17 protein-coding genes and 2 pseudogenes are annotated in these 19,566 nt (G+C 71.4%); 9 read left to right on the top strand and 10 right to left on the bottom strand.

What is annotated here, in order from left to right; genetic code table 11:
• Nucleotides 1-8 precede the first annotated feature (8 nt).
• From LXT23_RS41235 to LXT23_RS41215, 5 genes are read right to left on the bottom strand one after another with little or no spacing between them, the layout of a single operon-like run.
• On the bottom strand, nt 9-2,825 hold the full coding sequence (locus LXT23_RS41235; RefSeq protein ID WP_253985954.1) for a PKD domain-containing protein: 2,817 nt from the start codon (nt 2,823-2,825) through the stop codon (nt 9-11).
• 5 nt (nt 2,826-2,830) lie between these two features.
• On the bottom strand, nt 2,831-3,937 hold the full coding sequence (locus tag LXT23_RS41230) for a carboxypeptidase-like regulatory domain-containing protein (RefSeq protein WP_253985953.1): 1,107 nt from the start codon (nt 3,935-3,937) through the stop codon (nt 2,831-2,833).
• Entirely contained in the window at nt 3,937-5,577 is a 1,641-nt protein-coding gene (locus tag LXT23_RS41225; protein ID WP_253985952.1) for a caspase family protein, read from the bottom strand. Before LXT23_RS41225 ends, LXT23_RS41230 begins: the two co-directional genes overlap by 1 nt.
• A gap of 10 nt (nt 5,578-5,587) precedes the next feature.
• Complete coding sequence (locus LXT23_RS41220) at nt 5,588-6,406, bottom strand: hypothetical protein (RefSeq protein ID WP_253985951.1); 819 nt, start codon at nt 6,404-6,406, stop codon at nt 5,588-5,590.
• Nucleotides 6,407-6,412: 6 nt separating this feature from the next.
• Nucleotides 6,413-6,988 carry an RNA polymerase sigma factor gene (locus LXT23_RS41215; RefSeq protein ID WP_253985950.1) on the bottom strand — a complete coding sequence of 192 codons (576 nt, stop codon included), beginning with the start codon at nt 6,986-6,988 and terminating at the stop codon, nt 6,413-6,415.
• A 161-nt stretch (nt 6,989-7,149) separates the two neighbouring features.
• Here LXT23_RS41215 and serC point away from each other — a divergent pair, with 161 nt between their 5' ends.
• From serC to LXT23_RS41200, 3 genes are all read left to right on the top strand, one after another.
• The gene (serC, locus tag LXT23_RS41210; protein WP_253985949.1) at nt 7,150-8,238 is read left to right on the top strand and encodes a 3-phosphoserine/phosphohydroxythreonine transaminase; all 1,089 of its coding nucleotides are present in this window, start codon (nt 7,150-7,152) and stop codon (nt 8,236-8,238) included.
• Nucleotides 8,239-8,276: 38 nt separating this feature from the next.
• The gene (locus LXT23_RS41205; protein WP_253985948.1) at nt 8,277-8,837 is read left to right on the top strand and encodes a chalcone isomerase family protein; all 561 of its coding nucleotides are present in this window, start codon (nt 8,277-8,279) and stop codon (nt 8,835-8,837) included.
• Between the two features lie 134 nt (nt 8,838-8,971).
• A complete protein-coding gene (locus tag LXT23_RS41200) occupies nt 8,972-9,220 on the top strand; it encodes a GlsB/YeaQ/YmgE family stress response membrane protein (RefSeq protein WP_253985947.1) in 249 nt (82 codons plus the stop codon).
• A gap of 1 nt (nt 9,221) precedes the next feature.
• On the opposite strand, the gene LXT23_RS41195 is transcribed toward LXT23_RS41200, so the two are convergent.
• Both LXT23_RS41195 and LXT23_RS41190 read right to left on the bottom strand, forming a co-directional pair.
• Nucleotides 9,222-10,262 carry a PA0069 family radical SAM protein gene (locus LXT23_RS41195; protein WP_253985946.1) on the bottom strand — a complete coding sequence of 347 codons (1,041 nt, stop codon included), beginning with the start codon at nt 10,260-10,262 and terminating at the stop codon, nt 9,222-9,224.
• Nucleotides 10,263-10,401: 139 nt separating this feature from the next.
• Nucleotides 10,402-11,175 carry an SDR family NAD(P)-dependent oxidoreductase gene (locus tag LXT23_RS41190; protein WP_253985945.1) on the bottom strand — a complete coding sequence of 258 codons (774 nt, stop codon included), beginning with the start codon at nt 11,173-11,175 and terminating at the stop codon, nt 10,402-10,404.
• 293 nt (nt 11,176-11,468) lie between these two features.
• Between LXT23_RS41190 and LXT23_RS41185 the strand changes: the two are divergent.
• Together LXT23_RS41185 and LXT23_RS49920 are read left to right on the top strand one after the other, a co-directional pair.
• Nucleotides 11,469-11,824: pseudogene (locus LXT23_RS41185) on the top strand (CHAT domain-containing protein); the annotation flags it as partial.
• Between the two features lie 424 nt (nt 11,825-12,248).
• Nucleotides 12,249-12,410 (top strand): annotated as a pseudogene (locus tag LXT23_RS49920) (helix-turn-helix domain-containing protein); the annotation flags it as partial.
• A gap of 197 nt (nt 12,411-12,607) precedes the next feature.
• Here the strand turns inward: LXT23_RS49920 and LXT23_RS41175 are convergent.
• Nucleotides 12,608-13,249 (bottom strand): hypothetical protein, encoded by a 642-nt coding sequence (locus LXT23_RS41175; RefSeq protein WP_253985995.1) that lies wholly within the window; start codon nt 13,247-13,249, stop codon nt 12,608-12,610.
• Between the two features lie 110 nt (nt 13,250-13,359).
• Between LXT23_RS41175 and LXT23_RS41170 the strand changes: the two genes are divergently transcribed.
• Nucleotides 13,360-14,184, top strand: coding sequence for a helix-turn-helix domain-containing protein (locus LXT23_RS41170; protein WP_253985944.1), 825 nt, complete (start codon nt 13,360-13,362; stop codon nt 14,182-14,184).
• A 63-nt stretch (nt 14,185-14,247) separates the two neighbouring features.
• On the top strand, nt 14,248-14,667 hold the full coding sequence (locus LXT23_RS41165; RefSeq protein WP_253985943.1) for a DUF6223 family protein: 420 nt from the start codon (nt 14,248-14,250) through the stop codon (nt 14,665-14,667).
• On the opposite strand, the gene LXT23_RS41160 is transcribed toward LXT23_RS41165, so the two are convergent.
• Nucleotides 14,654-16,330 (bottom strand): sensor histidine kinase, encoded by a 1,677-nt coding sequence (locus LXT23_RS41160; protein ID WP_253985942.1) that lies wholly within the window; start codon nt 16,328-16,330, stop codon nt 14,654-14,656. The genes LXT23_RS41165 and LXT23_RS41160 overlap by 14 nt on opposite strands.
• 107 nt (nt 16,331-16,437) lie before the next feature.
• A complete protein-coding gene (locus LXT23_RS41155) occupies nt 16,438-17,355 on the bottom strand; it encodes a LysR substrate-binding domain-containing protein (RefSeq protein ID WP_253985941.1) in 918 nt (305 codons plus the stop codon).
• A 111-nt stretch (nt 17,356-17,466) separates the two neighbouring features.
• Between LXT23_RS41155 and LXT23_RS41150 the strand changes: the two genes are divergently transcribed.
• Both LXT23_RS41150 and LXT23_RS41145 read left to right on the top strand, forming a co-directional pair.
• A complete protein-coding gene (locus tag LXT23_RS41150; protein ID WP_253985940.1) occupies nt 17,467-18,375 on the top strand; it encodes an MBL fold metallo-hydrolase in 909 nt (302 codons plus the stop codon).
• Between the two features lie 56 nt (nt 18,376-18,431).
• Nucleotides 18,432-19,472 (top strand): hypothetical protein, encoded by a 1,041-nt coding sequence (locus LXT23_RS41145; RefSeq protein WP_253985939.1) that lies wholly within the window; start codon nt 18,432-18,434, stop codon nt 19,470-19,472.
• The last annotated feature ends 94 nt before the right edge of the window (nt 19,473-19,566 follow it).

Here is a 19,566-nt window from a genome sequence, read left to right as displayed (position 1 = left end):
GCGCCGGCTCACCGGCCGGAGTACTTCGCCACGCCGTGCGAGGTGCCGATGTAGCGGGTGCCGTCGGGCCCCGCCACCAGCACCTGCACCTTCGCCGCGGGCAGGCCCTCCTGCGCGCCGAAGCGGGTGACGATGTCGCGCTCCACGTCGTAGCGCACCAGCCCGTCCTTCATGCCGGCCCACAGCACCCCGCGCATCCCGGCGTCGGAGGGCTGCCGCTCGAAGAGGAGCGCATGCACCTCTTCGTCCGGCAGCGCCCAGGGGGCGTCCCGGAGCGCGGGGCCCGGCTGGCCCAGCGCGCTGAAGCCCCTGCGCGTCCCCGTGAAGACCTGGCCCGCGGGGCCCACGGCCACCGCCCGCACGTCCGCGTCCAGCACCTGCGGGGGCAGGTGCATCGCCACCGTGACGGAGGCGAGCGCCGGCTCGAAGTCGTCCTCCACGTGCACCGTCAGCTCCGCGAGCCCGGTGGACGTCGCGGCCCAGGCCTTCACCTGCGTCGCGGTGGAGGCGGGCGAGAGGACCACCTGCCGCACCTCGCGCCCCTCCAGCAGCCGCCGCCCGACGAGGATGCCGGGACGGCCTCCCGCGGAAGGGTTGCTCGCACGCGTGACGACGAGGCCCCGCGGGGTGCCCAGCAGCAGCAGGTCCGGCGTCGCCAGCGCGGCCACCGCTGTCACCCGGTCGTCCGCAATCGCCAGGGGGCCGCCCGCGAAGCGCGCGCAGGTGCCGCCCTCGCACCGGTGGACGCCGCCGCCATCCGTGCCCACGAAGAGCACCTCGCCTCCGCCCCCGCCCGTCAGCGAGAAGAGCGCCAGCGCCGGCGCGCTCACGGGCAGCGGCTCCGACCGGGGCGGCTCGCTGAACACCATGGCCGACGCTCCGTCCACGTAGCGCAGCGTGCCCCCGGAGAGCGCCAGCGCCACCGCGGGCCGCGCGTCGTCCGTCACCGTCTCCACCAGCCGGGTGCGTCCGGGCGTCAGCACGGTGAAGGTGGCCGCGGCCCGGCCCACGGAGCCGTTGCGGTCCTCGACGAGGAGCACCACCGTGTGCCGGCCCGGACCGGGCGCGGCGAGCGTGGCGATGGGGCTGGCGGCGAGGCCGGACATGCTGCTGTCACCCGCCTCAAGCCTGCCGCCCAGGCTGTCCAGCCACGTCAGCCCCGCGATGCTGCCAGGCGCCTCCGGGTCCTGCACGAAGCCCAGGACGTCCAGGGGGCGGCCCTCCCGGCACGGCTCCTCGAGGCAGTCCACGCCGTCCTGACGGACGGCGTCCACGCGCACGCTCGGCGCTCCGTTCACCGACACGCCCACGGTGGCGGTGCAGGCCAGGCCCCAGGCGTCCGTCACGGTGAGCGTCAGCACGTGGGCGCCCGGCGTGAGCAGCCGCTGCGTGCTGGTGCGCTCGCCGAGCCCCAGCTCGCCATCGCGCGAGGACGTCCACGCGAAGCGCAGCTCGCCGCGCGGTGTCTCCGCGTCGGTGGCCGTGCCCGCCAGCACCACCGCCCTTCCGGCATTCACCACCGCGGCCGCCAGGGGCTCCTGGATGGCGCAGTCGGTGGGGGCCGAGTTGACGAAGGCGCGCACCGCGCGCGTGGTGCAGCCCTGAACTTCCGCGTCCTCGGGGTCCAACGCGCAGGCAGAGAGCGTCTGCGCGCCGGCCACGGTGAGGATGGCGTCCACCTGCTCGCCGGAGCCCAGCGGCATGGGCGACGCGCTGGTCCGCCAGGTGGGCATCAGCGTGTAGCCCGTCTCCGGGTCCAGGCACCGGCCGCGCAGCGGGCTGCTCGCGCCCAAAAGCAGGCGTGCGTTGTCCACCGGCGTGTCGATTTCGCAGCGCGGAGGCAGGTTGGTGACCAGCAGCACGCGCACGCTGTCCGTGGCGGCGTTGCCCCGGCCGTCCACCACCCGCGCCGTCACCGTGTAGTCGCCGGGCATGGTGAAGGTGTGCGCCACGGCCGGGCCGGTGCCCAGCGCCACGCCCCCCGGCTCCAGGCTCCAATGGATGGCGCCGTCCAGGTTGCCCGCGCCACCCGCGGTGTTGAAGTCCTGCGCCGTGGCGCGGAAGAGGACGGTGGAGCTGAAGGGCGCGGGCTCGCCCGACTTCACGTACAGCTCCGCCTGCTCGGGGCGGGTGATGAGCACCGCCGGCGCCAGGATGGTGCGCACGGTGACGCGCACGCTGGTGGTGGTGCTGGCGCCGGTGGCCGCGTCCCTCGCGGTGCAGGTGAGGGTGTCCTCGCCCGCCACCACCAGGGCGGCCTTCACCGACTCGCCTTGAGGCAGCCGGCCGGACAGCGCGGACGTCCACTGCACGGCGCCGCCCGTCAGCCGCGCGCCGCCCTGGGTGAAGGCCGCGCACTCCAGGTCCAGCACCTCGCCCAGGTTGAAGGTGCTGCCGGGCTCGGGCCGCACCACGGTGGCGACGGGCGCGCCCACGGCCAGCACCCGCAGGGCCATCGACGCGCTGGCGGCCTGCCCCGCCGAGTCCATCACCGTGGCCGTCAGCGTGTGGTCGCCCGGCTCGCGGAAGGCGGCGGTGATGCGCGCGCCCCGCGCCAGCTGGCCCTCGAGCGAGGAGAACCACAGCACGCGCTCGCTCAGCGACGCGCCGTCCTCCGCGTCCTCCACCGTGGCCTCGAAGTCCACCGGCTGCCCCACGCGCACGGCGGACGCGGCCTCGGGACGCACGAGCCGCAGCAGGGGCGGCAGGTCCGGTGGACGCGGGGGAGGGGACGGCGTCGTGTCACAGGCCCCCAGGCCCGTGGAGGCCAGGGCCAGCAGGGCCACCAGGACGGCGCGCAGGCGCGGGTGGGGCCAGAGTCTCACGGCGGCTAGCGGCGCTGCCGGCAGACGCGGCCGGCGGCGGAGTCCTCGCACTTGAGGGAACCCGGGCAGTCGCGCTGGGACGCGCACGACACGGTGCACGCCCCGTCCACGCAGAGCCCGTCGGCCAGCCCCTGCTCCCGGCACCGCGCGTCCCCGTCACACGGAGTGCCCAGCCGCAGCAGCGAGTGGCAGCCCTCGAAGCGTGCCGCGTCCGGCAGGCACCGGCCCTGCTGGCAGGTGAAGCCCGCCGCGCACACGCTCTCTTCCTCCTCTTCCTCCGCCTCGCCGCCCTCCGCGGAGCACTCCGCCACGCAGGCGGTGCCACCCTCGGGCAGGTCCGCGCAGCGCGAGCCGGCCTGGCACTTCCAGTCCCCGTCGCACGGCGAGCACTGCGGCCCGGGGCCCTCGCAGCGGAAGCCCACGCAGGACAGGCCCTCCGCGCACTGCGAATCCGCGTGGCACTCCACGCACCGGCGGTTGGGCGCGCACACCAGGCCGTCCGCGCAGCCCGTCACCGCGCAGCCGCGCTCGACCAGGTCCGGGGCCAGCGCCAGCTCCAGCTTGATTTCCTTCTTCTCGCCGGGCCCCACGCACGCCTCGGCCGACAGCGAGGGGAAGCCCGTCGCGGACACCGACACGCCATAGCAGCCGTCCGGCAGCGGCCCCACGCGCAGCCGCCCCTTGTCATCCAGCTTCAGCCGCTGGAAGGGCGTGCCCACCACGGCGACCTGCGCCCCGGAGACGCGCTCACCCTGGGACGCCTTCACGCGCAGGTCGAAGAAGCCCGCGGCCGTCGGCGCCACCTGCTTCAGCTCGACGGAGTACCCGCCCTGCACCGTCACCGGGACGCGCGCCGCCTTCTCCGCGGTGGCCACGATGAACAGCTCCGCGGCGCCCGCGGGGACGCGCTCCAGCGTGAAGCGCCCCTCGGCGTCCACGGTGCTGCGCACGCCGGGCTGGCCCACCAGCGACACCAGCGCGACGGACGCGTCGTACTCGCTGAGCTGGCCCCGCACGGTGCCCACCCGGAAGGGGTCGTTGCTCAGGTTGCCGCACGCGCTCACGCCCAGCGCGAGGAGGGCGGTCATCGCGATGTGAAGAGTCGAGCGCATCAGAATCGATATCCCACACCGGCCCAGGCGCCGGTGAAGCCCACGGCCTGTCCCTGTCCGTCCACCACCACGTACGTGAGCATGAGCTGGGCCTGTGACATCAGCTCCAGCCGCTCACCCACCCGCCACACCGCACCACCCACCACGCCAGGGCTGACCGTGAAGAAGCTCTGGCTGCCCGCGAAGGTCTCCACGTCAAAGGACCGCCCCAGGTACAGAGCGGCCACGCGCGGTCCGGCGAACAGCGTCACCCGCTCCCACCGCCAGAGGTACGGCAGGGCCGCCCCGGCGGTGAGCGTGGTGTAGCCGAAGGGCACCTCGCTGCCCGGGAGCAGCTGCAGCGCCTGCCGCCCCGTGCTGAAGCTCACGTCAAAGAGCAGGCCGAAATTTTCAAGCGGGCGGTCCTCGAGCCGCAGGGACACGGCGACCTCGGGGGCCCGCGGCAGCAGCTCGCTGCGGCTGCGCGCGTCCGCGAAGGTGAACATGCCGCCCAGCAGCGACAGCGAGCGCCGGGGGAAGGCCTCCAGCAGCAGCCGCTCCAGCGGCAGGCGCTCGCCGACGCCGAGCTCCACGTCGCGCCGCACCAGCACCGCGTCGCCCTTGGTCAGCTCCACCGTGCGCTTGCCCGGCGTCACCGCCGCGCCGCCCGGCAGCTCCGTGCGCGTCTCGCCGTCCACCTTGAGGGTGAAGCCGTCCAGCCGCGGGTTGTAGGAGAACAGCTCGGGCCGGCCCGTCCGGGCGATGGTGCCCGACAGCACCACGGGGTCCGCCCCTACCTCCAGGATTTCCGCCGAGGGCCGCTGCCGGCCCTCCGTGAAGGCGAAGGTGCGCCGCCGCGCGTAGTCGTGCACCTCGGTGGCGGTGACGGCGCCGTCCACGTTGCGGTCCGCGTTGCCGCCCAGGCCTTCGATGAGGAAGTGGGTGTAGATGTCGTTGCGCAGGCCCTCGTCCTCGCGCGCCGTCTCGCCCCAGTCGCAGGCGGCGAACACCAGCGACGCGCGCGACGACTCCTCCAGGGGCCGCGCGTAGAAGCCGGCCTTGATGCCGGACAGCTCCGCCTCCAGCTCCTTGGGCAGCAGCGACTTGCCGCTGCCGCTGTGGCACGTGGCCAGCACCAGCAGCCGGCGCCGGCTGGCCAGCCCGTCGAACTCCGCCTTGAGCGAGTCCATGGACAGCGCCGTCTGCGGGATGGCGCGGAAGGACGCGTCGCGCGTCACCAGGTAGCGCCGCAGCTCCCCCTGGTTGTCGCGCGCCAGGGTGCCGTGCGCGGAGAAGTACACCACCACCACGTCATCCGGCCGGTGGGCCTCCTGCTTGAGCTGCCGCAGCGCCGCGAGGATGGACGCGCGCGTCGTCTCCTCCGGGCGGGTGAGCACCCGCACCGTGTCGAACCGGCCGCGCGCCGGGTCCTTCAGCGCCGCCGCCAGGTCCGTGGCGTCCTTGGTCGTGTAGCGCAGGCCGCGCCAGTGCGGGTCGTCGAACTCGGAGATGCCCACCAGCAGCGCCATGCGCCGTGGCGTATAGGCGGTGGACAGGGCCTCCTCGTCGAGCCGGAGCGGCACCAGGCCGCCCTTCTCCACGGAAGCAGGCCCCGCACATGCGGCAACAACCGCCAGCAGGAAGGGAAGGAGGCGTCTCACGGGCATCCGGTCAGGGACGATTCTGACCGCTTCGGACGCTGACGTCGAACCTCGTCACGCCCAGGGGGCTCTGCTCCCGGGCCTCACTTCCACCCACCAACACCTCCTGCACCATGTCCGCGGAGGGCTCCTGCCTGCCCGCCGAGCCGACGAGCCAGAGCGTCACCGGCCCCGCCTCACCCTCCAGGCTGACACCGGCCAGGCCCTGGGGGCCCTGCAGGTCATGCGTCCCCGCCTCCAGCGGGAAGCGGCCGAGCAGCTCGGGCCGCTGGCCCTCCCGCTGCTGGAAGAGCAGGGCGGTGCCGGCCTCGGTGGCGTGGTAGCGCAGCAGCAGCACGTCCGCGGCCTCCACCGCCGAGTCCGGATCCAACCGCCGCAGGCCGCCGTCCTCGCCCCGCGCCACCACGGCCAGCTCCAGGGCGAGGCGGCCCGCCGGGCCCTTCACCCCGTCCCAGCCGGTATTCGTGCCCGTCTGCACCCCCGGGTCGGCCGCGCGCAGGCGGGGCACCACCACCACCGCCAGGAGGCAGGCGGCGACGGCGCCCGCGGCGATTCCCCAGCGCCGGGCGCTGGCGCCCGGCCCGCCCTGGCGCAGCTCGCGGCGCACCCGGGCCAGGCCCAGCTCATTCAGCGGGGCGTCCTTCGCCGGCGGGCCGAGGCCCATCAGCGCGGCGTCCACCCGCCCGTCGAGCACGTCCGGCCCGGCGTGGGTGGCGAGGAACTCCTCACACGTCTCACACGGCGCGGCCAGGTGCTCGCGGAAGTACGCCACGGCCTCCGGCTCTCGCTGGGAGAGGGCGCGCAGCGCATTGTCATCCAGGTGTCTCATGACTGCTCACTCCCACCGACCGGCTAGCACCCGCCGGAGCAACTCTCTCTTGATGCGGCCCCGGAACCGCTCGAGCCGCATCGTCACCGCGCTCTTCCCCACGCCCAGCTTCTCCGCAATCTCCCGCGCCGACAGCTCGCCCTCAATGTAGAAGAGCTGCACCGTCCGCTTCTCCTCGCCCTCCGGCAGCTCGGCGATGAGCTGTCGCACCACCTCGATGTCGCGCTCCAGCTGCAGCGCCTCGGGGATGTGGGGAACCGTCTCTGGCTCCGGGTCCGCCACGTCGTCTTCCAGCCGCCGCGTGCTCGACTTGCGCTCCAGCCGTGTCCGGGCCCGGTTGCGGGCAATGGACAGCAGCCACGCTTCGAACGCTCCGACCTCCTTCAGTCGGGGGAGCGCCCGGAACGCCCGGACAAAGGTCTCCTGGATGACGTCCTCCACCTCGTCCGGGTCCAGCGGGGCGAACCCGGCCACCAGCCGCGCCACCATGGGCCGGGAGCGCCGGTACAGCTCACTGTAGGCAGTCGCCTCCCCTCGGGACGCCCGCTTCACCCACTCCGTCAACCCCTCCGAGGAACCCACCTGACCTCCAGACCCCCGAATCCATGCGTCGGCCACTCAACCGGGGAATTCCCGTTGCTCTGGGCTCAAAGCAGCCGAGCAGGCTCCTTCGCACTGGCACCGGGGGGGGCGCCAGGGGGAAGAATGGTGCCGCGGTCGTTCATTTCCCAAAGGACACTGCCATGCGCGTCATCAACTTCAATCCCGGCCCCGCCGGTCTGCCCCTGCCGGCGCTCGAGCGCGCCCGCGACGAGCTGCTCGACTTCCAGGGCTCGGGCATGTCCGTCATGGAGCATAGCCACCGGGGGCCCGTGTACGAGGCCGTCCACGACGAGGCCATCTCCCTGCTGACCGGGCTGCTCGGCATCCCCACCACCCATCAGGTCCTCTTCCTCACCGGCGGTGCCTCGCAGCAGTTCGCCCAGGTGCCGATGAACTTCCTCACCCCCGAAACGGGGGCGGACTACCTCATGACGGGAGTGTGGAGCGAGAAGGCCCTCGACGAGGCGAAGTACTACGGGAAACCCCGCGTCGCGGCCACCACGGTCCAGCCGGACAAGCACTACACGCGCGTGCCCCGCCAGGCCGAGCTCCAGCTGGACCCCAAGGCGGCCTACGTCCACCTGACGAGCAACAACACCATCTACGGCACCCAGTGGCACACCTTCCCGGACGTGGGGAACGTGCCGCTCGTGGCGGACATGAGCTCGGACTTCCTGTGGAAGCGCATCGACGTGAGCCGCTTCGGGCTCATCTACGCGGGCGCGCAGAAGAACCTGGGCCCCTCCGGCGTGACGCTGGTGCTGGCGGACAAGGCCTTCATCGCCCGGGGGCGCAAGGACATCCCCAAGTTCTTCCGCTACACCGTCCACGCGGAGAACAACTCGCTCTACAACACGCCTCCCACCCTGGCCATCTACCTGGTGCGCAACGTGCTGGCCTGGATGAAGGACGTGGGCGGCCTGGAGCAGCTGGAGCGGTGGAACCGGCAGAAGGCGGAGCTGCTCTACGGCGCCATCGACCGGCACGCGGGCTTCTACCGGGCGCCGGTGGAGCGCGAGTCCCGTTCAGTGATGAACGTCGTCTTCCACCTGCCCACCGAGGCGCTGGACGCCGCCTTCGTCGCGGAGGCGAAGAAGCAGGGCATGGTGGGCCTGAAGGGGCACCGGACCGCGGGCGGCATCCGGGTTTCCACCTACAACGCCGTGACGGTGGAGAATGTGCGCACCCTGGCCACCTTCATGGACCACTTCGTGAAGATGCACGGCTAGGCTGCGTCCAACCCCAGGGATTACCTACCGGAGGTTTCATGAAAACCACGCTGTCCGCCGTCGCGCTGTCCCTGCTGCTCGCCGCTCCCGCGTTTGCCAAGGACGTCGCCGGGGTGAAGTACCCGGAGACTGCCACCGTGGAGGGCAAGGAGCTGAAGCTCAACGGGGTGGGGCTGCGCACCAAGATGGTGTTCAAGGTCTACACCGCGGGGCTGTACGTGGAGAACCCGTCCCAGGACGGGGCGAAGATCATCAGCGCGGACGAAATCAAGCGCGTGCGCATGTACATGCTGCGGGACTTGGACAAGAAGACCATCACCGACGCCATCGGCGATGCCTTCAAGAAGAACGCGGGCAGCAAGCTGGCGGAGCTGCAGCCCAAGCTGGACCAGTTCAACTCGGGCGTCACCGACGTGAAGAAGGGCGACGAGCTCATCCTCACCTACGTCCCCGGCCAGGGCACCCGCGTGCAGAGCGCCAAGGGCGGGCAGACCATTACCGTGGAGGGCAAGGACTTCGCGGACGCGCTCTTCTCCGTCTTCGTGGGGAAGAGCCCCGTGGACGGTGACCTCAAGGATGGGATGCTCGGCAAGGACTGAGCCCGGGCCTTCCTGGATGTGACCGGCGCCCCGTGTCTCCTCGTGAGCCGCGGGGCGTCGTCGTGTAGAGGGGGAGTGCAATCCCCCGACGCTTCGCCCGTAGTCGAAGGCAGCTGGTGGGAAGGGAGGACGACATGGGTATCTGTACGTGGCTGGTGCTCGGAGGAATCGCCGGTTGGCTGGCGAGCATCATCAAGGGCACCAATGCCCGGATGGGGCTGTTCGCCAACGTCGCCACCGGCATCATCGGCGCGATGCTGGGCGGCTGGCTGTTCAGCCTGATTGGCGGCAGGGGTGTGACGGGCTTCAACCTCTACTCGCTGGCGGTGGCCACGGTGGGGGCCGTCATCCTCATCAGCATCGTCCAGGCCATCCGCAGATAGCTCAGAAGAGGCTGAGCTGCGGGGTGGGCGGCGGCTTGCGCTCCGGGCGCCGGAAGGTGTCCGGGGCGTCGTGCTCGGTGACGGACGAGGTGCGGATGCCCACCTTGCGCGCCGCCGTGTGGAAGAGGCGGTGAATGGTCTCCGCGTAGAGCCCCTCGCCACGCATGCGGCTCTTGAAGCGCGAGTCGGTGAGCTCCCCGCCGCGCGTCTCGCGGATGCGGTGCAGCACGCGCTCGGCGCGCAGGGGCAGCTTCGCGCGCAGGCGCTCCGTGAAGACTTCCTGCACCGGGCCGGGCAGGCGCACCAGGGTGTGGTGGGCGCGGGTGGCGCCCGCCTCGCGCGCCGCGGCGAGCACCCGGGGGATGTCCTCGTCGTTGAGCCCCGGGATGATGGGGGCCACGGACACCGCCACGTCGATGCCGGCCTCGGTGAGCCGCTGAATGGCGAGCAGCCGCCGCTGGGGTGACGCCGCGTAGGGCTCCATGGCGCGGGCGAGCTCCGCGTTGTGGAAGGGCAGGCTGACGCTCACCCACAGCCGCGCGTCCCGGGCCAGGCGCTGGAGGACGTCGATGTCCCGCTCAATCAGCACGCCCTTGGTGATGATGCCCACCGGGTTGCGGTACTCGGCGCAGACCTCCAGACAGCCGCGCGTGAGGCGCAGGGACGCCTCCAGCGGCTGGTAGCAGTCGGTGACGCCGCTGAAGACGACCGTCTCGCCCTTCCACGACGGCTTCTCGAAGGCCTCGCGCAACAGCTCCGGAGCGCGCGGCTTCACCACCAGCTTCGTCTCGAAGTCCGTGCCGGCGCCCAGGTCCAGGTACTGGTGCGAGGGGCGCGCGTAGCAGTAGGCGCAGGCGTGCAGGCAGCCGCGGTACGGGTTGACGCTCCAGGTGAAGCACACGTCCGGGCTGTCGTTGCGCGACACCACCTGCCGGCTGTGGTCCTCGAACACCTCCAGCTTCGAGGGCGGAATCTCGTCCAGGTACTCCACCGCGGTGCTGGCCCAGGGGTTGGGCGGATTGTCGATGGGGCGCGCCTTCACATGCGCACCGTGTGCCTGAAAGCACGTTCAGTCAAGTGTCCGTGCGCGTCCGTCCCGACGGCCAGGCGGCGGGGGAGGGAACGAGCAGGTGAAGAGGGGCGCGAGCAGCGGGGAGAAGGTGCTGCCCGCGCCGCGCTGCTCAGGGCAGGCTGGAGGACCAGCCACCGTCCACGGGATAGGCGCCGCCGGTGCAGTAGCTGCTGTCCTCGCTGGCGAGGAAGAGGTTCAACCGGGCGACCTCCTCGTTGGAGGCGAAGCGCTTGAGGGGCACGCGTCCGGCGACCCAGGCCCGAATCTCGGCCTCCTTGCCGACCCCCAGGGTCCGCTCCACGTTGGTCATCATGTCGTTGTCGACAGGGCCGGGGCATACGGCGTTGACCCGGATGCGGTGGGGCGCACCGTCGATGGCGGCCGCGCGCGCGATTCCCACGACGGCGTGCTTGCTGGCCACGTACGGCGAGGAGATTCCCATCCCACCGAGGCCTCCCGCCGAGGAGGTGAGGATGATGCTCCCGCCGCCGCGCTTCTGCAGCTCGGGGAAGGCGTACTTGATGGCCAGCCATGTCCCGCGCACGTTGATGGCCATCACCGCGTCGAAGGACTCCACGGGGATGTCGGAGATGGGGTGGAACTCCCCCTGGATGCCCGCGTTGCTCACCAGGATGTCGAGCCCGCCGTAGCGCTCCACCGCTTCACGGAGGTAGCGCTGGGTGTCCTCGACCTGCGAGACATCCGCCACGGTGTAGCTGACGTTCTCGTGGTTGATGTCCTGCACCGTCTTGCGGAGCTTCTCCGCGTTCCGGCCCACCACCACCACCCGGGCGCCCTCCTGGACGAAGAGCGCGGCCGTCGCCGCTCCGATGCCACTGCCGCCGCCGGTGATGACCGCGACCTTGTCCTGCAACCGCTTCATGATGTGCTCCTTCTCGAGGGCGGCTGGGGCTCCAGCCGCAGCGGATACTAGAGAGAGCACGCCAGCGGCACTAGCCACGGAACCCGCGAGGGTGGCGGCATGCCGTCGAGCAGTCTGGCCCCTTGCCGAGCTGGTACCTGTCGGGAGTTGCGGCCCAGACGTGCAATGGGAAAGAGGCGGAGACACTCAGCGGGGCCGGCAAGTACGCCGAGGCTGTGGTGCAGATGGAACATGCACTGGTGCTGATGGAGGCAGTGCTCGGCGGCATGCATCCGGCAGTCGCAGATTGCCTGAGCGCCCGACGCCTCTTCGTCTCACCGGATGGCCAGCTGGCGATGGTGCCCTTCGCCGCCCTTCACGACGGCAAGAGCTTCCTCGTGGATACCTTCGACTTCGCCTATCTCACCTCCGGCAAGGACCTGCTGCCACGTCTCCAGCAGCCGGTCCCTCCAGCGGAGAGGCTCCAGCGCGTGCCGAGCGCTCCCTCGCCGTCGCGCGCTTCTTCTCCAGCCGAGGCGACGTCAAGCAAGGGCAGGGCATCTACGGGCTGCGCCGCGCGCTCGTGGTGGCGGGAGCCGAGACGGTGGTGATGAGCCTGTGGAAGGTGAACGACGACACCACCCGGCAACTGATGGAGGCCTACTACCGCCCAGATGCCAACGACCCCTCCAGGGTGATGTCCAGGGGGCGAAGCCGTGGCGCACGCGCCAGCAGGCGAAGCGCCGCGTCGTCGACCTCGCCATCCGGGAGCGAGGTCATCAGAAGTCGCGAGGCCTGACAGGGTGAAGCCCCAGGGCGGGAAGAACAGCCCCGGTGCGGCCACGCCGTGCCAGCGCCCGACGCTCCGGGGCTTCGGGACCTGCCATGGGCAGGCTCTCGGAGGGCCGACTCGAGACCTGGAGGGAGCCCGCATCGCCTGAACCCCCGAGGGGGCTTCCGGCCTCCCGTGGGCCGTGGTCCCCGGTGACCTGGCCGGTCGTCCTCCGTCGACATGTCAGCCCCACCCGGTAGGAAGGTCCTCGCGGAAGGAACGTTCCTTCCACGGACGGGTCGGTCCGGCAGGGGGTGGGCAGATGATGGAGCTGTACCAGCAGTTCGTGGCCACGCGGATGGAGGAGGCGGCGGCGGTCATGGCGCAGCGCGGCTACGAGAACACCTCGGCCGCGGAGCTGGCGCGGGTGATGCGCATGTCGGTCGGCTCGCTGTACCGGCGCTACGGCAGCAAGCGGGGCTGTGCGCTGGCCATTCGGGACTTCTCCGAGGACGAGCTGTGCCGGTATGCGCGCTACGAGTTCCAGATGGCCAGCACGGACGAGGGCGCGGGCTTCCGCGAGGGCTTCTTCGCCCTCTGGCGGGTGCTGGCCAACCATGTGTTGCGGATGTCTGGAGTCTTCAGCTCCGTCTTCCTGCACGCAGGAATCACGGACCATGGTCAGCGAGGCGCGCTATCAAGCCCCGAGAGCTTCCGATGGCGGACCTTCAGCCAGGCCTGCTGCCGGAAGAGATACGTGGCGCGGACGCGGCCCCACGTCCACACCTCAGGGTGCTCCCACCACCGGGTCGGGGGCTGGATTCCCTGGTCGCGCAGATTGCCGATGCCTCGGTACCCGACGCCATCGAGCCCGAACGCCTGGGTGGACTCCAGCATCAGGACCTTGTCGGTGGGCGGGTGGTGGTCCACGACGAGGAAGGTGTGCCCGGAGCGCCACTGGTTGCGCCAGCCCTGCACCAGCGTCCACGGGTGGGGTGGCGCGTCCGGGGACGGCGCGGGAACCGCCATGCCGCTCTCCACGGCGGCCTTCACCGGCGAGAATGGGTCGTCGTCGGACTCCACCATCATCTGACGGTGACGGCGCAGGTCCCATTCGAAGGCGGGGCCATGCGCGTCGGAGAAGGCCCTCACCGTCAGGGCCTCGACGAAGGTGCAGCAGTTGTTCACCGCGGGCGGCGCCAGCGGGAAGACGACGCCGGGGAGCCGCCACGGGTAGCGAGGCTCGGTGAGCTCGTAGCGGTACTCGGTGAAGGCGGGCAGCAGCGACGTCAGCCGCTCCTCGTCCACGGCAAGGGGTTCCATGCTGAAGGACAGGCGCTCCATGCGAGTGCATCATCGCACGTCCGCCGCACGCGACGACGGGCCAGGCGTGCACACCCCATGGCCGTGCCATACTCTCGCGCCAGGTTCCGATGCTCTACACCTCCCACGCCCCCATGGCGCCGCTCGCGGACTTCGTGGAGTACTTCTGGGCCCTCAGCGACGCGCCGGCCCACGCGCAGGAGCGCATCGTTCCCAGCGGCACGCTCGAGCTGGTCGTCAACCTCCACGAGGACGTGGTTCGCATCTACGACCCGGTCGACCCGACGCGCTGCCGCCGCTTCTCGGGCGCGGTCGTCTCCGGCGCCTACCGCAGCTACTTCGTCATCGACACGCGCGAGCACGCCTCCATGGTCGGCGTCCATTTCCGCCCCGGCGGCGCCCGCGCGGTCCTCGGCCTCCCGCCGGGAGAGCTCGCGGATACGCACGTCGACCTGGAGACGCTCTGGGGAGCTCGCGCACGCCGGCTCCGCGAGCGCCTGTGCTCGGCGCGCGTCCCGGTGGAGCGCTTCCGCATCCTCGAAGAGGTGCTGCTCGCCTCGCTTCGCGCCACGCCGGAACGCCAGCGCGCGATGCACTTCGCCCTCGAGCGCCTCGGCGGCGGAAGCAACGTCGGTGATGTCGCCGCGGAGCTGGACCTCAGCCGCCGCCGGTTCATCGAGCTCTTCACCGCCGACGTCGGCATCACGCCCAAGCTCTTCAGCCGCGTGCGACGCTTCCAGCGCACGCTGGCGATGGCAGAGCTGCCTCCGGTGCCGGACTGGCCCCAGCTGGCACTCGAGTGCGGCTACTTCGACCAGTCCCACATGATCCGCGACTTCGTGGCGTTCTCCGGCTTTTCCCCAGCGGCGTTCCTTCGGCACCGCGGTGCGCCCGTGAAGGAGCACCACGTCGCGCTGCCGGGCGACGACGGGTAAAATTCGTCCAATCCCGCGTCCTTCTCCGCTCCTAGCGTCTGGGCGAGGAAAGGAAACGACGCCATGGAGAGGTCTCGACTGTCGTCTTGGGGGCGCGTCGCGCTGTTCGCGGCGGTTGCGCTGGTAGGGGGCGTGAGCCACGCCGCATCATCGCCGCTCGGCACCAGCTCCGGGCGACTCGGGGCCACCGTGGCCGCCGTGGTGGGGCTGAGCAGCGTGGTCCTCGGTGGGCTGGCGCTGGCCCGTGCCGCCGGTCGTATCGGCACCGGCCCCGGGCGGCCCGGGGCCATCATGGCGCTGGGGGTGGGACTGCTCGGCATGGTCCTCAGCGCGCTGCATATTGTCCGCTCCGCCGGTGGTATCGGCACCGGCAACGGGCGGGGTGGGGCCATCGTGGCGCTGGGGGTGGGGCTCATCGGCATGGTCCTCGGTGGGCTGGCCCTGGCCCGCTTCCGCCGCACCGGCTCCCCTACATTTCGCTAGGGGCTTCCTGCCGCGGTGGGAACGCCACCTCCCGCTGGGCCTCGCGCAACTCGGGGAATGTCACGACGAAGGTGGTGCCCTGGTCCACCTCACTCTGCACGTCGATGCGCCCGCCGTGCCGCTCCACCAGGTTCCGGGTGATGTAGAGGCCGAGCCCCAGTCCTCCAAAGCTCTTCGTCGTGGTGGTGCGGGCGCGGAAGAAGCGCTCGAAGAGCTCGGGAAACTGCTCGGCGGGAATGCCGACTCCCTCGTCCGAGACCGACACGCGAGCCAGGCCCTCGCCGCGCATGAGCTTCACCCTGACGGCTCCGCCCTCGGGACTGTACTTGATGGCGTTGTCCAGGAGGTTGTTGAAGACCTGCGTCAGCCGCGCCGCGTCTCCCTTCACGGGGACCTCCCCCTGCGGGAGCTCCAGGGTGAGGTGGTGACGCGGAGCGAGGGGGCGGAAGCTCGCGATGACTTCGGCCAGGAGCGAGCCGAGGGAGACGGGCGCTTGCCGCAGCTCCAGGTGCCCCTGCTGGATACGGCCGACATCCAGGAGGTCGTCGACCAGGCCGATGAGACTGGTGACCTGGCGCCGGGCGCGCTTGAGACGTTCCTTCGGCTCCTCCAACGCCGCTGGGTGCTTCCGCTCCATCGTCTCCAGGGTCAGCGAGAGGGACGTCAAGGGCGTCTTCAGCTCATGGGAAGCCACCAGGAGGAATTCGTCCCGGAGCCGCAGCGCTTCCGCGGCCTGTCGGTAGAGCCTGTCCAGCTCCACCAGCTGCTCTTGGTTGGTCACGGCGCTCGCGTTGAGCTGGTCCACCATGCTGTTGATGCCCTCGGCCAGGTCGCCGAGCGTGTCGGGCTGCTGCACCGGGATGTACCCCACGTCCAGGGTGGACGAGCGCTCGACCACTCCGTCCACGGCCTTCCGGATGGCGTTGACCTGCCCGGACACGGCCTTGGTGACGAGGAACGCACTCATCGGGGCCCAGACCAGCGCGGTGAAGGTGAAGAGGAACATCGTGCCGGGCGTTGGCGAGGGGGCGAGGAACGCGCAGGCCATCCAACACGTCGGCGTCAGCGCGAGACAGGCGGTGAAGACCAGCAGCCTCCTCCGGAAGGAGATGACGCGGGGCAGGGTGAGCAGGCGCCGCTGGCGGGCGACGAGCGAGAGCTCCCGGGTGGTGGGCGCGAGGCGCCAGATGAAGAGTGGCGTCGCCACGACGGCCTTGGCCGAGACCGTCGCGAGGACGATGAGGCCGGTGAGCAGCAGCTCCCTTTCCCCCAGGCGCACGCGCTCCGGCAGAAGCAGCGCCAGCACGGCTGGCAGGCTCGACAGCGCGAGGGCCCAGGAGGCCCCCCACGCCACCGTAAACCACCGGGGGGTGTAGTAGGCGCGCAGCAGGGCTTGATGGATGACCGCGTCCGTCTCGTCGAGAGTCCCTCGGACGCTCCGCCAGCGCTCTACCGGCTGCAGCGCCCACCGGAGCAGCAGGGCCAGCAGCAGCTCCTCACAGGAGAAGACGACCAGGGCGACTGCGACAAAGGCCTCGGTGGCCTGCCAGGCCGCCAGTGGAAGGAGCTTGGCGAAGCAGATAGAGGTCAGGATTTCGAACGGGATGCCAACGACCAGGCAGTCGATGGTCCTTCGCGTCCACACCTGCTGCATCCATGCCATGAGAGTAGACTGAAGCTGGAGGCGAGCGTCGGGGAGTGAGGACTTCCAGGCCTCCGAGTCATCGCAGTCTCGCTTCCCGACCCCTCGGCCGCCCAGGCAGTGAGTCGTCACACGAGGCCCAGCGGCAGTTGGGGAGCCTTCGGCCCGCCCGAGGAGAAGCGCTCGCGCAGGAGCTGGATGAAGCGGGTCAAGGACGCGGGGCGCTGGCGGGACGTGCGGGTGACGGCGCTCCAGCGGCGGCGAATCCCGCGGGGCGTGAGCCGGAGGGCGTGCAGTCCATGCCGCTGGGCTGGCAGCATCCATCCGGGCAGCGCCGTCACGCCGACACCTCCTCGCACCAGCTCGATGAGGGCCTCGGTGAGGGGCACGGGGGAGACCCGCTGCGGCTCGACGCTCGCGGGCCAGAGCACGCGCGTGAAGACATCGAGCTGCTCCCGGGGCGCGGCATAGGTGAGCAGGTGCTCTGACACCAGCTGCTCCGCCGTGACATGGCCGCGCCGCGCCAGAGCGTGGCCCGCGGGAACCACCAGCAGGAGCTCGTCCTCGAAGAGCGCGGTCTGCGCCAGGCGGGCTTGCCGCGGGACGTCCGTGGTCAACGCGAGGTCCAGCCCGCCATTCAGCAGCGCGTCGAGGGGCTGACGCGTGGCCTCCAGGACGATGCGCAGCTCGGCGCGCGGGTACTCCGCCTGCCACTGCCCCAGGATGGGCGGCAGCCAGCCATACACCGTGTAGCAGCCCGTGCTGAGCCGGAGCAGGTCGTCCTGCGGGTGTGCACGGCAGAGCGCCTCGGCCTGGGCCACCTCGCTCAGGACCCGCCGCGCCGAGTCGAGCAGCTTCTCGCCCGCGCCGGTCAGGAGCAGACGTCGCTGGCGGCGCTGGAAGAGCCGCACGCCCAGCCGCTCCTCGGCGTCGCGGAGCTGGTGGCTCAGTGCCGAGGACGTGAGGTGGAGTTGCCGGCTCGCCGCGGCCAGGCTTCCGGTGTCGGCGACCGCGGCAATCAGCTTGAAGTGACGAAGCTCGAGCATGCCCGGGGAGCTTCACATGAACGCGGTTCATCAACTTCACGAAATCGTTTCGCTGCGCTCAGGAGACGGGCCTCCTTAACGTTGGCGCCCCATTGCCAGGAAGGCGGACGGATGCCCCAGACAGACAGCTCCCCGAGGACGCAGCGCCCTGCCGTACCCCCGGAGCGGACCGGCCGCCGGGACTTCCTGCGCGCGGCGCTCTCTCTCGCCGCGGGCACGGCGCTACTGCCCCCTGGCACGAGCCGTGCGGCGAAGCCTGACGACAGTGCGACGCTTCGCGCACAGCGGCTGGCCTGGGCCGGAGTGCGGCTGCAGCTGGGGAGGGACACGCTCTTCCTGGACCCATTGCTCGACCCCGCTGTGTGGGGGCCCGCGCTGAAGGACCCGCTCGTCCCCCTGGACGTGGCCGACGGCGGGCGCTTCGTGCTGGTGACCCATCGCCATCCCGACCACTTCGACCGGGTGGCCGTTCGCAAGGTGCTGGGGGACACTGGCACGCTGGTGTGCGCTCCGGACACCGCCACCGCGGCCGCCGCGGCGGGGTTCCGGGTGCGGTCCGCTCCGCTCTACGAGCCGGTCCTGCTCAATGACTTCACCGCCACGGCCGTTCCCGCGGCGGACGGCTACGGCGATACCCAGGTGTCCTGGGTCGTCTCCGGCGGAGGCCGCCGCATCATCCACTGCGGCGACACGCTGTGGCACGGGTCCTGGTGGCACATCGGACGTCAGTTCGGCCCCTTCGATGCGGCATTCCTGCCCATCAACGGGGCACGCTTCGGCTGGCGGAAGCCCGTGAGCGACGTGCATGCCGTCCTGACACCGGAGCAGGCAGTCGCCGCGGCCGTGGTGCTGGGGGCGCGGCTCCTCGTTCCCATCCACTATGGCGTCGCGGCCTCCGAGGACTACCAGGAGGTCCCGGACGCGGAAGCGCTGCTCCTGGCCGCAGCGCGGAAGCGGAAGGTGAACGTGGAGCTGGCGCGCCCGGGGGAGTGGCTGACCTGGCAACCCCGGACACGATGACCGCCTGCTGATGCGCATCGCCAGTACGGCGGCCATGGCTGATATAGGCGTTGGCCATGGACCTTGCATCGACCCTCCGACGTCTCGAGCATCACGATGCGCCCGCGTTCTCGCATGACGACGGCGCGGCGCGGGAGGTGGAGCACTCCCTCGAGTACCTCGGCTCGGAGGCGGCGCTCGCCAGCCTCGCGGCGGACGTCTACTGGCCGAAGTGGGACTCGCCGTGGTGGCACCTGCTGCTCCTGCACGAGCGGGGCGAGACGGGGCGGATTCCGCGTGCCGCCACCGAGGCACTCGTCGCCGCGCTCGCCCGCAGTCCGCTGACGATCTTCCCCATCCACCCCGAGGACACGCCCGCCGGGCTGGATGCGTCGCGTGATTCGCACTGCCACTGTGCCCTGGGGTGCATCGTGCCGGTGCTGCTCGCCTGCGGCGTCGATGTAGACGCCCGCCTTCCCTGGGCCCGCGACTGGTTCGCGCGCTACCAGATGGCCGATGGCGGGCTGAGCTGCGACCCGGAGGCGTACCGCGTCCAGGGCGAGGTCCCCAGCTCCATGGTCGGCACGGTGCCGCCGCTGGAGGCGATGCTGGCCCTGACGGCCGTGCGCGCGCGCCCCGAGGACGTGGCGTTCATGGACCGCGCCGCGGGCTTCCTCATCGGGCGTGCGCTCGTCCGGGGCTCGGACACCGTGCACAACGCGGAGGAGCGGGGGAGCGCGACCGCGTGGCCGCAGCTGACCTTCCCGCGCTTCTACTTCCATGACGTCCTGCGCGGCCTGGCCGTGCTGGTGGAGTGGGCGCACCGGCTGCAGCGCCCGCTGCCCTGGAGCGCTATCGCGCACGTCGTCGTCGACCTCGAGGCCCGGTTCCCGGATGGGCGGGTCCGCATCGGGCGGCAGGCGTTCGCCGGCAAGACGACGCGGGTTCCGGGGGAGGACAGGAGGTGGACGAAGCGAGTGCCCGCCTCCAGCTTCCCGCTGCTCGAGGCGTCGAGCCGCGTGGGCGAGGCGTCGCCCTTCCTGACGCGCTCCTGGCAGACGACGCGCGAGCGGCTCTTCGCGCTCGCGCAGGCGGGGCTGCTCCACGAGACGGCGTGAGCGCGCCCTCTGGCGCCGCTGACGACGGGCAGGCGGCGAGGCAGGAGCCGGGGAAGGAGCGGACGCCGCGGGTGGACGAGCCCCAAGCAGCGCG

The sequence above is a fragment of the Pyxidicoccus xibeiensis genome (genome assembly GCF_024198175.1).
GTDB lineage: Bacteria > Myxococcota > Myxococcia > Myxococcales > Myxococcaceae > Myxococcus > Myxococcus xibeiensis.
The sequence above is the reverse complement of the archived record's forward strand: the minus strand, read 5'-3'. Positions and strand labels throughout refer to the sequence as shown.